Below are 14,151 nucleotides of genomic sequence, written 5' to 3' on the forward strand. Positions count from 1 at the left end.
GCTCCCTTCTTCCTTTATTTATTTGCTTCCTTTTCCAATAAACGGATGGCTTTTTCGGTTGCTTCGATAACTTCCGGGTCGTTGAATTTAACGGAATGATTACCGGCGAATGTTTCAAAGAACGGGACGCCTTGTCCTTTTATTGTGTCTAGTACAATACAGTTAGCTTGAGCTTTTTGTTTTTTGGCTGTGGTAATAGCTTCGTCGATCGCTTCTACATCGCGGCCATTCACTTTTTGGGTAAAGAAGCCGAATGCTTCCATTTTCGCTTGCAGGTCGAAATGAGTGACGATTTCTTCACTTTTCCCGTCGTTTTGTCCTTTATTTTCATCGATACATACGATGCAGTTTGCTAGTTTGGCATGTGCCAGATATTGGAAAGCTTCCCAGCACTGGCCTTCGTTCAACTCGCCATCGCCGACGATCAGATAAACATATTGATCGCCGCCTTTTCGTGCAAGTCCTGCAGCAATGCCGGTCGCGATCGAAGTTCCTTGTCCGAGCGAACCGGTCGTTGCATCTACGCCGGGAGTTTTGTTGCGGTCTAAGTGAGATGGCAGGTTTGTTCCGCCATCATTGAGCGTGTAGAGCCAATCTTTTGGAAAAAAGCCGCTGTTTGCAAGGGCGCTGTAAACGCCGGGGCCTGAATGTCCTTTAGAAAGCACCAAATAATCTCTGTCTTCCCACTCCGGCTCATCAGCACGATAATTCAACTGTTTTCCGTAAAGAACTGCTAACAATTCTACGATCGACAGCGAGCCGCCGACATGCCCATATCCTCTGTGAAGCAGCATTTTCAAAACATCGCGTCTGATTGATGCTGCAAATGGAACTAGCGCTTGGTTCGTTTCTTCTTTTATCACATTCACACACTCCTTTTATTTTTCAGCACTTACTACTGTTTTGCGGCCTTTTATAGTCAAAGCGATCAAGATACCGAAGATAACAAGTAAGGTTGCAATAATAGCCCATTGTCCACCGATTTTCGAAACGTTTCCTAGTAAAATACCAGTTACGCCGTAATCTGTATCAGAGAAGGTGGAGCCAGCAAAGCCGATGCCGCGCATGATCGGCAGAAGGAAGATCGGCATAAAGCTGATGATGATTCCTTGGACGAACGAGCCTACAACAGCGCCTTTTACTCCGCCTGTAGCGTTTCCATAAACACCGGATGTCGCTCCGCAGAAGAAATGAGGTACAACACCAGGGATAACAACGGTAGTGCCCATCAAGATCATTAAACCTAAACTTACGATCCCACCGACAAAGCTTGATAAGAAACCGATAAGAACGGCATTTGGTGCATACGGAAATACGATCGGACAATCTAATGCTGGTTTGGAATTAGGTACAAGACGTTCCGAAATACCTTTGAAGGCTGGAACGATCTCTGCCAAGATCAAACGTACCCCAGCTAAGATCACGAATACCCCTGCTGCAAAACTACCAGCTTGTTGCAAGGCGTAAACGATGTAGTTGGTTCCGCCGCTGAGCTTTGAAACATATTGACTACCGGCAAATAGTGTAACTAGCACATAGAATAGTCCCATGGTGATCGTGATACTTACAGTCGAATCACGCAAGAAAGCAAGTCCTTTAGGGAATTTGATGTCTTCCGTCGATCTTGATTTTCCGCCGATCCATTTACCAACAAGTCCGCTCACTGCGTAACCGAAGTTCCCAGTATGCCCAAGTGCGACTTTGTCGTTTTTCGTGATTTGACGTGTAAATGGCTGTGCAATGGCGGGGAATATCGTGTTGGCGAGACCCAATGCGAAGCCGCCGACAATAATAGCTAATACTTCATTCATATCGATAGCGCTTACAATTACTGCTAACATACATGCCATGTATAGGGTCGCATGTCCAGTAAGATAAATGTATTTATAACGAGTGACACGAGCGATCAGGATATTACATGCCATCCCGATCAGCATGATCAAAGCTGTTTTCGTTCCAAATGTCGTCAGCGCAACGGCTACGATTGCTTCATTATTAGGAACGACACCTGTTACATGAAAGGCGTGCTGGAACATTTTCCCAAATGGTTCTAAAGAGCTTTGGACAACGCCGGCTCCTGCTGTAACAACAAGAAAGCCGACAAATGTTTTAATACCGCCACGAATAATATCGGAAAAATGCTTTTTTTGCAGTGCCAGACCCAAGATAGCGATCAGCGCTACTAAAATTGCCGGGGTACTTGCGACATCAATGATTACCTTTAGAAATCCTGACATTTTGTTTCCTCCTTTTTATAGCAATCCTTTTTCTTTACAAACTTTTTCTACCTTATCTCGCAGTTCATCTAAGTCGATAATGCTGTCTAAAACGACTACTTCGCCTAAATGCGCTGCGCTGTCTTCTAAATCTTTTGCAACGAAAAACACATCTGCAAGGTCTGGCGAAGCACTCCCCATGTCATAGTGAGATACTTCCACGTCATCTACACCTAGATCACTTAATACTGTATTGATATTCATTTCTACCATAAAACTGGAACCCAATCCGGAACCACAAACTGCTGCAAATTTCATTATTTTTCCTCTCCTTCTTTTTCTTTCATTATTTGGATGATCTCGTTAGCATCTTTTGCAGCTAACAATTTTTCTAAACTTGCTTTATCGGATAATAGTTTGGTCAGACTTGCGAGTGCACGTAAATGGGACTCATTGTCGACTGCTGCTAAACAGATGAAAATCGAGATTGGATGGCCCGGATCATCTAACAACAGGACTGGTTTCGCTACTTTCAGCATCGACATGCCGAGTTTTTTCACGCCGTCCTCTGGTCTGGCGTGCGGCAGGGCGATTCCTTTGCCGATATTGATAAACGCGCCGTAGTCTTTCACTTTCTGGATCATCGCTTCGACGTAATCCGCGTTGATATATTCTGTCTCTAATGGTTCGGCTGCTTTATGGATCGCTGCCTCCCAGTCTAGCTCGTCTTGCTCGAATTGAATAAATGGTTTGGTTAATAGTTCTGTCAACATTGGTCTTCGATCCTCCTTCTTATTCATTGTCCTCATCATTTTGCGGCTGAGTATTTTTAATAGCTTCTCAGACGTAACACCTTCTTTTAGCTGAAGATAAGGAAGAATCGATTGTAAAACTTCCTCAGGGGTCACAAGGAGCACTCCAGGAATCAAAAATTGCTCTTGCACTTTCTTTACTAAATGGTTTTTCTCAGTTTGTTCCATAATTGGTCGAATCAGGAAAAGTGGTTTCGCAGAGTCGAATGCTACGCTAGAAAAAATCAAATCGTAAGAGTCTAACGATACTCGCTCCATTTCTGATAAAGCATAATGTGTATGAAAAATGATGGTTGGAAATAGGCGCTTGAGTTCAGCTTCCATGATCATGGAGGTGCTGATACCATTTGGACAGACGATCAATGCGTGTAGCTGTTCTGTTTTTTCTTTTTCCTGCTGATTTTTGATCGCTGCTCCAAATAAAAGCGTGAAATAAGCTTTTTCGCCTTTGGAAATCGGTTTGCCTACGAGCTTTTCTAAAGGTGATAATGCTGCTTCGGTGATGGCAGATATTTCTGGATAATCACGCTCGATGGTTGTCAAAAACGGCTGTTCGATCTCTAAGTCGTAGTAGATTCGGAAATAGGCTGGCACTAAATGGTTGAACACATCTAAAAGCAGTTTGCGATAATCTTCAAATTGGATCGCCGAACGACGCTCCAGTTCTTGGATCATCTGACTGGCGCAATGCAAGAGAAAGTCGAATGCCGGTTCTTCGATCTGACCTTGTGTCAATGTCAAAAGTAAGATCGTGATAAATGCGGCTTCTTTTTGGCAGATCGATTCCGACAAGCCAGTGCTCGCAAGCAAATCTTCTGCAATTTGATGAATATGCGTGGACATCACTCGTCCTAGATAATGCTCCTGCTCGATCGAAAGCGGCGATTCTGCCATGCGCTCGATGATCAAACACATGTAGCCGTAGAAACCTTCCAGTCGTCCAGGGATCATATTGATCGCTTTGTTATCCATCGCTGTTTCGATTTGAGTGCGAATCGTCGTATAGCGGTTAAAGTCATGCGCATGGATCCATTTTGACAGCTGCCACGTTCCTGCTGTAGTTTCCACTAACTTGTTTATCCAGTGAAAGCCAAGCCGTCTGATCGTCCATTCATCGCCGCTAAGGAAAAAGCCTTCTTTCCTACCATATTCCAGTTTCACCTCATATGCCGCCAGTTCTCTTCGCAAATTCTTGATGTCTGATAAAATCGTGTTTTTACTGACATTTAAGAAGCTTTGATAATGAAAAACGGATAGTTCTTTATAGCGCGAAAATGTCAGCAGATAAATCAGCATGATGCGTTCCTTCTCGTCAAAATAAGCGGCTTCTTCTTGAGGTTGGAAGAGAAAATCCGGGAAATGCTGTTTTGCTAGTTTAGGCAATGAAAAAGTTTGTTCATTGATCCAAAGCGATTCTCTTGGAAAATAGCGTTGAAACGCCTGAAGATATTGTTTCAGCTGCGCTTCCGTTAATCCTGTTTTTTCCATTCCTTCTTGGAGTGTCATTTTCCTAGCGTCATCTAATGGGATGATTCGACTCATTTTATAACGTGACATTTTGTCTACCTCCTACTTACAGTATAATGAGCAAGCGCTTTCTTAGCACCCCTTCTTTGGTACAAATGCTTGTTGAAAATAAAAAATCATTGTACCGAAGTCTGGCTATATCGATAAAAAAGACTGGAAAGAGGCGGTATCCTTCCAGTCTTATGTCTATGCAAAATAGTGTGACGCTATTTTATCATAAACTACTATTCTATTGCACCTGCTTTTTTCCACGTAGATAGATTCCTGCTGCCAAACAAGCTAGTCCAAGTAGTGCAGCGCCGTCTGCTTTATCTCCGGTAGCCGGTAGTTTCGCTACTGGACTATTACTATTTCCTCCCGCCACATCATCTTGGCTTGGCGCTTCATCGGTGGGATCTTGCACAGTTGGGTCCGTATGATGATCGTTTTTCTCAGGAACGGTTGGCACTTGCTGATTTACCTGTCCTATTCGTATATCCGCTACTTTAGCGGTATGCTCGCCAGTTTCCGAAAATGCTTCGATTTGTAAATGCTGGACGCCTGCTTTATCAGGGTCGATACTAGTAGCAAAATCGGTTTCGATGTGATCGATGTTCTCACCATGAATACCGATAGCCGCAAGTAATGCCTGTTCGGTCAGCCGCTTTCCTTGTTTCCATGTAAGGGACGGATTATCTAACGTTAAAACTGGTTGTCTGCTGTCGACCACTAATGTGATCGGTACCGAATCCGCTGCATTTCCCTGCGCATCTATAGCTTCTAATTTCACTTTATACGTCGCTGCTTTTGAAAAATCTACCGTCTGTAGATCAGTTTGGATCGCCGCTCCTTCAGCCTTTGCACCAATCGCTTGTAAAAAGTCTTTCTCAGCTGGCTTCTGGTTCAACAAATAGTGAATCGTTTGTTTTTCCACTGTGATCAAAGGCTTTTCCGGTTCCGCTGGCGGTGGTGTGTCTAAAATGCTAGTATTGCTCGCTTGCAAGATCGGCTGTTGGGCGACCATTGCCCATGCAGTCGCTAATTTATCTTTTTGATCCGCGATTTTATCTGGCTCGAATTTGTTCATTAATCCTAATTGACTCGCTTGAATGCCGTATTGATCGGTAATCGTCTGTTTGAACAGCTGTTGGAGTGCTTCATCTCCATCGATCAATTTCGCCAAGATCTCATTTGCTCGGTCAAGCGCTGTCTGATAGCTGGCTAAATCCTTGAAATCCAAGTCATCGAACGCTTTTGTTTCTGTCAAAAATTCACCCCAATAAAATTCCGCAAACGGAACAGAGATTGCGTCTTTATCGATTACCGATTTTCGCATAAAATAATTCAAGCTCCGAAAAGGATCGTTGATAAATTGTTCACTGCCCATTTGTTTGGGCAGCCGTTCCGGATCGATCGTTTGGTAGCGGTGAGTTTGCAGATTGAATGCTTTGGGATAATACTGATTGTTTGCTGCCATTTTTTTCCAAAAAGCAGCACCGCTCAAATCGCTGTAATCACCCACCACGGTGATATTGACTTTATCACTACCGCTACCTGTAATAGCTTTCGTCAGTAAATAACTGTTTGCGCCATGATGACCGTCGATCGCATAATACTGCTGATCTGGACCAATGACCACCGTTACAGCCGGTGTACTTACATCAGGATCGACAACTGCCTGCAATGTATCTCGAAGGTCAGCTGTTTTATATTTCGCCTTGTCTTGTAATTTTTCCGTTCCGTCTGGAGATAGGTATTTCCCTTTTTTATAGCCGTTATCATCGTTAAAATCGGCAAAGTAGTCCTCCGTCAATTGTCCATTTTCGTTTATGTAAGTTGTCAGCTTATATGCCATCTGTACCTTTCCTAAATCTGCTTGTGTCGGATGGATCGATTGAATCGGTACATCATAGCGAACCGAAGTAGTCGTTTCCGCGGCGTTTACAGAAGTTAACGAGATGAAGGATAATGTAAAGATGAGTATGATTCCCCATAAAAGTCCTAGCGTTTTTTTCAAAATTTTACCCCTTTCTTTTCCATACTAGTTACAGTATAAGAAAGGTATATAAAGCTAGAATGAAGGGGATGTAAATAATGTGTTAACATCAAAAAAAGCGGCCGCTTGGACCGCTATCTTAGATCAATTAACTTTATTTACTTTGAAAGCTTCCCATGCCCCGCCGATGAGGTTTTGGGTAGCAAACAATTGACCGCCGTTATTTAAATTTGCACTGACGAATTTATTGTTTGCCGCGCTTTGAATCCCATAATCGCCATTCCCTGTTGGAACAAAGCGGAATTTTTCCCAGTCCCCGATCGTTGAGGCACGCGCCAATAGCTGGCTTTGTTCATCTAAAACCGCAGTTACGTATTTTCCGTTTGCTTCTGATTGGAAAGAAACTGTGCCGTCACTATTATTTTTCACTAACAGCGTTTCCCAAGCACCGCCGTAGTTGTCGCGGTTTGCCGCCAGTGTTTTATTACCAGCATCTTCTGCGGTAACTACTTTATTATTAGCACTCGATACAAGATAGTATTTCCCATCTTGAACGGTCGCTACGCCACCTTGAAAACCCTCTTTGATCACGTTATATAACGATTGATTCACTGCGCCTTGTTCCGTGCGCACATTCGACCATTTTTGCTTGATAACCTCTTTGGAATCATTATAAATATCGACTTTTGCTGGATTGTGATTGTAGATACCCCAATTGTTGTTGGTCCCTGTCACTTTATAAGACCAACTTGTCCAGCTCCATCTATTCGTATTGAATGTATTTAAGGCATACTTCCAACCGTCAGTAAGTCCAAAGACATTGAACTCGCCGATAAATGTTGGAACATTGTAGTTCGCTTGATTGATATCAACTACTTTGCTGTCAAAATATTTCTTTTGCGCCGCTAGATCTTTTTCTGCACTCCATGGGTAATAATGATATTCATAAACGATGTTTGTCCAGTTATAAGTTTGCGGCCTTGGTAAATCTTTTGCATCCCAGCAAGATTCCATGATAACGATGTGCTCTTTGTCCTTATTTCGGATTTTTTTATAGATCTCGTCATAAAAATCCCATTGGACTTTGTTTGTTGCCGCTGCTTTGATCCCCGGTTCGTTGATCGTATCATAGCCTGCGACCGCTGGATTACCATTGTAATGCTCAGCGATTTTTTCCCATAACCAAAGTGTTTTCGCACGATTAGCCGGATTGTCATAAAGCTGTTTCCCATCATTGATCTCACCTGAATGATCCATGCCGTTTTGCGATCCAAAGGCTCCGTGCATATCAAGAATCACGTACATGCCACGCTTGGCACTATTGTCGATAAACCAGTCCAGCCGATTCCATGCATCCGCTTTCAAATTACCGTTGTCATCTACCAGATTCATGTAAGTGAACGGCAGCCGCAAAACATTCGCCCCCATATTCTGGACATTATCAAAATCTTTGGTCGTCCAATAATTATCCTCATATACCTTGATCAATTCATCCCGACCCGCTGCGCCAAATCTGTTTTTAAAAGTATCCATCATTGTTTTCTGATCTTTTGCATTGGTCGGGTTCATCCATTCTTCTTGGACCAGCCATCCGCCGGCATTCACCCCACGAAGTTGCACTTCCTGTCCCTTTGCATTTTTGATCAACGTTCGGTCTGTTTTCAAGAAGTCTTGACCTTCCAATGCTTTTGCTTCTGTTTTGTTCCCGCCAAAACCAACAACTAAGCTAATGATCCCAAGTAAAACAGCTGTTATCAGCCATTTCCCCATAAGACCCCGTTTTTCTGATTTCCCTATCATTCATCTTCCATCCTCTCTACAAATAAGATATCGCGCTTTAAATGTCTGTTTTCACAAAGCTGATCTATCTTTTGTAAATTCTAAGAAGGAGCCATTCTCTTTTTTCTTGTCCTCCTTTCCCGCCTCATCATAACATAATTAAAAATGTAAGGCCTTACATTTTTGTTTACAATGTATGAAACAAATTTCTAATTTTGCTGCGCGGTTTGTGAAGGTAGTTATAGAGCTGTTTACTGATAAAAAGCGTGGATGATAGTAATACTATCATCCACGCTTAGGAGTTGTTATTTGAATGCCCTCGGAGGGAATCGAACCCCCATTTTAAGAACCGGAATCTTACGTGCTATCCGTTGCACCACGAGGGCACTATGTAAGTGCCGTACGAATAGTAATTATATCGGAAAATGTATGAAGTAGCAAGTTCTATTTCTGCTTGAAAAACTATTTTTCTTCCGAAGAACCTTTTATTTGACCTACTTTGACCATTCGTGTATAGTAAAGTTATCGCTTAAGAAACCTATTTTCTTAAACTAAAATTGAAATGAATGAGGAGGAATATAACAATGAATTTAATTCCAACAGTTATTGAACAAACTAGCCGTGGCGAACGCGCTTACGACATTTATTCCCGTCTATTAAAAGATCGTATCATCATGTTAGGTTCTGCTATCGATGATAATGTAGCTAATTCGATCGTTGCCCAATTACTATTTTTAGATTCTCAAGATCCGGATAAAGATATCTACTTGTACATCAACTCTCCAGGAGGAAGCATTTCTGCCGGGATGGCGATCTACGATACAATGAATCTTGTGAAAGCTGACGTACAAACGATCGGCATGGGTATGGCTGCTTCTATGGGTTCATTCTTACTTGCAGCTGGTGCAGACGGTAAACGTTTTGCATTGCCGAATTCCGAGATCATGATTCACCAACCACTTGGCGGTGCGCAAGGACAAGCGACTGAAATCGAAATCGCTGCTCGTCATATTTTGAAAATCAAAGAACGCATGAACCGCATTCTTTCTGAAAAAACTGGTCAACCGATCGAAGTGATCGCTCGTGATACAGATCGTGATAATTTCATGACTGCAGACGAAGCAAAAGAATACGGCTTGATCGACGATATTATTTCTAGTAAAAACGCTTTGAAATAAGGTATTTGATCGCTAAAAAGCACATCCCTTTTTATAGGGACGTGCTTTTTTTTATTGCTGTTCTTCCCATTCCTTGACGATCGCGATTCCACTGCTTGTTCCAAGGCGTTCCGCACCAGCTTCGATCATCAGCATTGCTGTTTGCAGATCGCGAATTCCTCCGGCAGCTTTCACTTTTACCTTATCTCCCACCGTTTCCTTCATCAATCGTACATCTGAAGCCGTTGCGCCACTTGTTCCAAATCCGGTCGAAGTCTTAATGAAATCTGGCTCTACTTTCTTTGCGATCTCAGCCATTTTTATTTTTTCGGATTCTGTTAAATAGCAATTTTCGAAGATCACTTTGGAAATCACCTGATGTTCCCGGCAGATCGCCACGATTGCTTCCATTTCCTGCTCCAGATATGCATATTTTTTCTCTTTCAATGCCCCGATATTGATTACATAATCGATTTCATCCGCGCCTTTTGCGATCGCATCTTTTGTTTCAAAAAGTTTACAATCCAGCGTTGTTTGGCCTAAAGGAAAGCCGATTGCCGCCCCGACATGAACAGGACTATTTTCTAAAAAGGCGGCGCAAACTTCCGTCGCTGCAGGATTGATCGCGACCATTTTAAATTGGTACTCGTCCGCTTCCGCGCATAGTTTTTTGAAGTCGCTTGTTTCTGCATACGGTTTCAAATTTGTATGGTCGATCATTTGCTTCAAGTCAATCAGTTTCAATTTCTCTTCCTCCTCAACTTCGAATTCTCACTATGATTATACCACTTTTGATTTAAAGCTAAAAAATAAAGGTCAATTTACTTGACCTTTTAAATTTTCAGGCGTATATTAGAGTCATAATAACGAGGAGGAATTTTTCATGTATACAGTAGGTCAATATTTGGTCGACCGTTTAGAAGAAATTGGCATTGACAAAGTATTTGGTGTGCCCGGCGACTATAATTTAACTTTCTTAGACTATATCCAAAACCACGAAGGGCTTAGCTGGCAAGGGAATACCAACGAATTAAATGCCGCTTATGCTGCAGATGGTTATGCCCGCGAACGTGGTGTGAGTGCTTTGGTTACCACATTTGGTGTTGGTGAATTAAGTGCGATCAATGGCACAGCGGGAAGCTTTGCCGAACAAGTTCCTGTCATCCATATCGTCGGATCTCCAACTATGAATGTGCAATCCAATAAAAAATTAGTACATCACTCGCTAGGAATGGGAAACTTCCATAATTTTTCCGAAATGGCAAAGGAAGTCACTGCTGCAACAACGATGCTGACAGAGGAAAACGCCGCGTCAGAGATCGACCGTGTGCTTGAAACGGCATTGCTTGAAAAGCGTCCTGTTTATATCAATCTGCCAATCGACATCGCTCATAAGGCGATTGTAAAACCTGCTAAAGCCTTGCAAACAGAAAAATCAAGCGGCGAACGTGAAGCTCAATTAGCAGAAATCATTCTATCTCATTTGGAAAAAGCGGCGCAACCAATCGTTATTGCCGGTCACGAGATCGCTCGTTTCCAAATTCGCGAACGTTTTGAAAACTGGATCAATCAAACAAAATTACCCGTAACTAATCTTGCTTATGGTAAAGGTTCTTTTAATGAAGAAAATGAGCACTTTATCGGTACGTATTACCCCGCATTCAGCGATAAAAATGTTTTAGATTATGTGGATAACAGCGATTTTGTCTTGCATTTTGGCGGGAAGATCATCGACAACTCGACTTCTTCATTCAGCCAAGGTTTTAAAACAGAAAACACACTGACTGCTGCAAACGACATTATCATGCTACCGGATGGCAGTACGTATAGCGGGATTTCTTTAAATGGATTGCTAGCAGAATTAGAAAAACTGAACTTTACTTTTGCTGATACTGCCGCAAAACAAGCTGAACTAGCTGTTTTTGAACCGCAAGCAGAAACACCACTGAAACAAGATCGTTTCCATCAAGCTGTGATGAACTTCTTACAAGCAGATGATGTTTTAGTTACTGAACAAGGAACTTCTTCGTTCGGTCTGATGCTGGCGCCACTTAAAAAAGGGATGAATTTGATTTCGCAAACACTATGGGGATCGATTGGCTACACGCTTCCAGCAATGATCGGCAGCCAGATCGCCGCACCTGAGCGCCGCCATATTTTAAGTATCGGCGACGGATCTTTCCAATTGACAGCGCAAGAAATGAGCACGATCTTCCGCGAAAAATTAACACCGGTCATTTTCATTATCAACAATGATGGCTATACGGTAGAACGCGCGATCCACGGCGAAGATGAAAGCTATAATGATATTCCAACTTGGAATCTGCAATTGGTAGCTGAAACGTTTGGTGGCGATGCGGAAACAGTCGACACACATAATGTGTTCACAGAAACTGATTTTGCCAACACACTTGCAGCCATCGATGCTACTCCGCAAAAAGCACATGTTGTTGAAGTACACATGGAGCAAATGGATATGCCGGAATCATTACGTCAGATCGGACTTGCGTTGAGCAAACAAAATAGCTGATTTATCTTGGCCCCTTATGCCTTAGAGACAAGGTGTAAGGGGTTTTTTACGTTGTCCCACTCAATTGACAGCATTCCCGTAAAATGCTAGACTTTAAATCGTAATCATTCCTATTAAAAACATTCTCTTTTCCCAGAGAATCTAGTACAGGATAAGGTCGTGGATAAATGAAAAAATTAGTACTTCTAGCTAGCGTGTTTGTTATCATACTTCTCCTACTTAACAATTATTCGCCCAAATACGATATTGCCCGTGTCAATCATACAAAAATTTTAAAAGAAAATACCGTTACTGACACTATGAAAAATAAAGATACGATTTATCAGCAGCAAGTTATTGGAACGTTGACTACTGGTAAATATAAAGGTTCTAAAATCGAACTCTTTCATAAATATTCAGCTTCTAGTGCTTTCGATTATAAAATCAGCAAACCTAGCAAGATCTTCGTTAAGGTCAATAAAGCTTCAAAAGACAAACTATTGACTGGCAGTATTAAAGGAATCAAGCGTGATACTACTATTATTTTGCTCTTCTTTGTATTTATTTTTCTCATGCTTTTCATTGGGAAACGCCAAGGGCTTCTCTCTCTTTTAGCTTTAGCAAGCAATATATGTATCATTTTAGCGGCGATCTCGCTCTATTTAAATACGGCTCTTAAAAATCTGGGCTTCGTTAATGTCTTTTTGATTGTCATTTTACTATGTATTACATCCTTCTTATTGATTTTGAATGGTATCCACAAAAAAACATTTTATCTGATTGCTTTGACCTTATTATCGATTGGTTTAACGGCTTTGGTCGTTTACATAACAATGCGTGCAACTAACGAAAAAGGAATCTATTATGAATCGTTGGAATTCGTCACGCTGCCCCCGAAAAACATGTTTTTCGTTGAGATTCTTCTTGGTTCTGTAGGCGCTGTCGTGGATATCGTGATTACGATCTTCACTTCTATGCTAGAAATCTCAGCAAAAAATCCCAATATGAAGATCCAAGTCTTGCGAAAAAGTGGTTTTGAGATCGGCAAAGATATTATGGGGGCAATGACAAATATCTTACTATTTGTTTATCTAGTAGGCTCCATTCCGATGATATTATTGTTGCTGCGTAATGGGTTAGATATTAGTTTTGCTTTTCAACTAAATCTATCGCTTGAATTGATACGTGCGCTCACCGGTGGGATCGCCGTCGTCATTTCGATTCCACTGACCATATATATAAGCGCTTGGATCTTAGATAAGGAGGGAAATAAGCTATGACGACTTTTTGGGCACTGAGTTTTATCTTATTTCTATTGATGCTTCTCATTGGTGGAAAACGCGGTGCAAAATCGTTTTTCGCCCTTTATGTCAATATCTTGATCCTGATCATTACAGTCTTCCTGCTCTATTTCAAGGTAGATCCGATCCTACTTGCTTTGATTGTAAGCATCCTTATCAGCGCTTTTAACCTTTATTTCATCAATGGCATCCATTTAAAAACCAACGCTTCCTTTCTTTCTATATCATTAGTAATGTGCCTATTGTTCCTACTAACCCTCCTTTTCACGATGCACTTGGGGCTACAGGGCTTTTCAGAAGAGGAATGGGAAGAAATCGGCGTCTACTCGCTTCATATCGGGATCAATTTTTACCAGATCGCTGTCTTTACTACAATCATTGCTGCTGTTGGTGCTATTTTAGATACAACGATTTCCGTTGCTTCTTCGATTTATGAATATTATACGCACTTCAAGGAAGCGACATTCAAGGAACTTTATGCCAATGGACTGGCGGTTGGTAAAGGAATTTTATCCGCAACTAGCACTACACTGTTCTTTGCTTATTTAGGCAGTTATTTGACACTGATCATCTGGCTGATCACACTCAACTATTCCTTGCTAGATACCTTAAACAGTAAAGTATTCGGTCTGGAAATAATCGCTACTTTAATAGGAGGAATCGGCGTGATCGTTGCTGTTCCTGTGACCGCTTATATCACTTCCTATTTGATCAAAAAGCAGCGTTGAAAGGGACTTGCTTATGCAAACGAATGCTTTGTTCTGCGCAACAAAGCATTCGATAGGCCCCACGCTGGTGCATCACTTTTTCCATAACCAATTTTATTATACTCAGCCGCAAACTCAATAATGCAGATATAACGCAAAAATGTTACA

Annotated in this window: 11 protein-coding genes and 1 tRNA gene; 4 read left to right on the plus strand and 8 right to left on the minus strand. The window is 41.8% G+C overall.

Annotation, left to right across the window (positions count from 1 at the left end; all coding sequences use genetic code 11):
• Positions 1-14 precede the first annotated feature (14 nt).
• The 7 genes from EL241_RS11790 to EL241_RS11820 form a co-directional block, all read right to left on the minus strand.
• On the minus strand, positions 15-863 hold the full coding sequence (locus EL241_RS11790) for a transketolase (protein WP_234404372.1): 849 nt from the start codon (positions 861-863) through the stop codon (positions 15-17).
• A gap of 15 nt (positions 864-878) precedes the next feature.
• The gene (locus EL241_RS11795; protein WP_003759005.1) at positions 879-2,237 is read right to left on the minus strand and encodes a PTS ascorbate transporter subunit IIC; all 1,359 of its coding nucleotides are present in this window, start codon (positions 2,235-2,237) and stop codon (positions 879-881) included.
• A 15-nt stretch (positions 2,238-2,252) separates the two neighbouring features.
• Positions 2,253-2,534, minus strand: a complete 282-nt coding sequence (locus EL241_RS11800) for a PTS sugar transporter subunit IIB (RefSeq protein WP_003759003.1) — start codon at positions 2,532-2,534, stop codon at positions 2,253-2,255.
• Positions 2,534-4,585: a BglG family transcription antiterminator gene (locus EL241_RS11805; protein ID WP_036105735.1), complete on the minus strand. Its 2,052-nt coding sequence runs from the start codon at positions 4,583-4,585 to the stop codon at positions 2,534-2,536. The genes EL241_RS11800 and EL241_RS11805 overlap by 1 nt, the downstream gene beginning before the upstream one ends.
• A 199-nt stretch (positions 4,586-4,784) precedes the next feature.
• Entirely contained in the window at positions 4,785-6,551 is a 1,767-nt protein-coding gene (locus tag EL241_RS11810) for a ParB-like protein (protein WP_126320612.1), read from the minus strand.
• Between the two features lie 123 nt (positions 6,552-6,674).
• On the minus strand, positions 6,675-8,330 hold the full coding sequence (locus EL241_RS11815; RefSeq protein ID WP_052009156.1) for a cellulase family glycosylhydrolase: 1,656 nt from the start codon (positions 8,328-8,330) through the stop codon (positions 6,675-6,677).
• Between the two features lie 293 nt (positions 8,331-8,623).
• A tRNA-Arg gene (locus EL241_RS11820) sits at positions 8,624-8,695 on the minus strand.
• 198 nt (positions 8,696-8,893) lie between these two features.
• Between EL241_RS11820 and clpP the strand changes: the two genes are divergently transcribed.
• Positions 8,894-9,487, plus strand: a complete 594-nt coding sequence (gene clpP / locus EL241_RS11825; RefSeq protein WP_036105730.1) for an ATP-dependent Clp endopeptidase proteolytic subunit ClpP — start codon at positions 8,894-8,896, stop codon at positions 9,485-9,487.
• A gap of 51 nt (positions 9,488-9,538) precedes the next feature.
• Here the strand turns inward: clpP and deoC are convergent, their stop codons facing one another.
• Entirely contained in the window at positions 9,539-10,210 is a 672-nt protein-coding gene (gene deoC, locus EL241_RS11830) for a deoxyribose-phosphate aldolase (RefSeq protein WP_036105728.1), read from the minus strand.
• 139 nt (positions 10,211-10,349) lie between these two features.
• Here deoC and EL241_RS11835 point away from each other — a divergent pair, with 139 nt between their 5' ends.
• The 3 genes from EL241_RS11835 to EL241_RS11845 all read left to right on the plus strand — a co-directional run bounded on the left by EL241_RS11835 (position 10,350) and on the right by EL241_RS11845 (position 14,004).
• Positions 10,350-11,996: an alpha-keto acid decarboxylase family protein gene (locus EL241_RS11835; protein WP_003758994.1), complete on the plus strand. Its 1,647-nt coding sequence runs from the start codon at positions 10,350-10,352 to the stop codon at positions 11,994-11,996.
• Positions 11,997-12,163: 167 nt separating this feature from the next.
• The gene (locus EL241_RS11840; protein ID WP_052009155.1) at positions 12,164-13,255 is read left to right on the plus strand and encodes a YibE/F family protein; all 1,092 of its coding nucleotides are present in this window, start codon (positions 12,164-12,166) and stop codon (positions 13,253-13,255) included.
• A complete protein-coding gene (locus EL241_RS11845; protein ID WP_036105723.1) occupies positions 13,252-14,004 on the plus strand; it encodes a YibE/F family protein in 753 nt (250 codons plus the stop codon). Before EL241_RS11840 ends, EL241_RS11845 begins: the two co-directional genes overlap by 4 nt.
• Positions 14,005-14,151: the final 147 nt, after the last annotated feature.

Source organism: Listeria grayi, from assembly GCF_900638015.1.
Taxonomy (GTDB): domain Bacteria; phylum Bacillota; class Bacilli; order Lactobacillales; family Listeriaceae; genus Listeria; species Listeria grayi.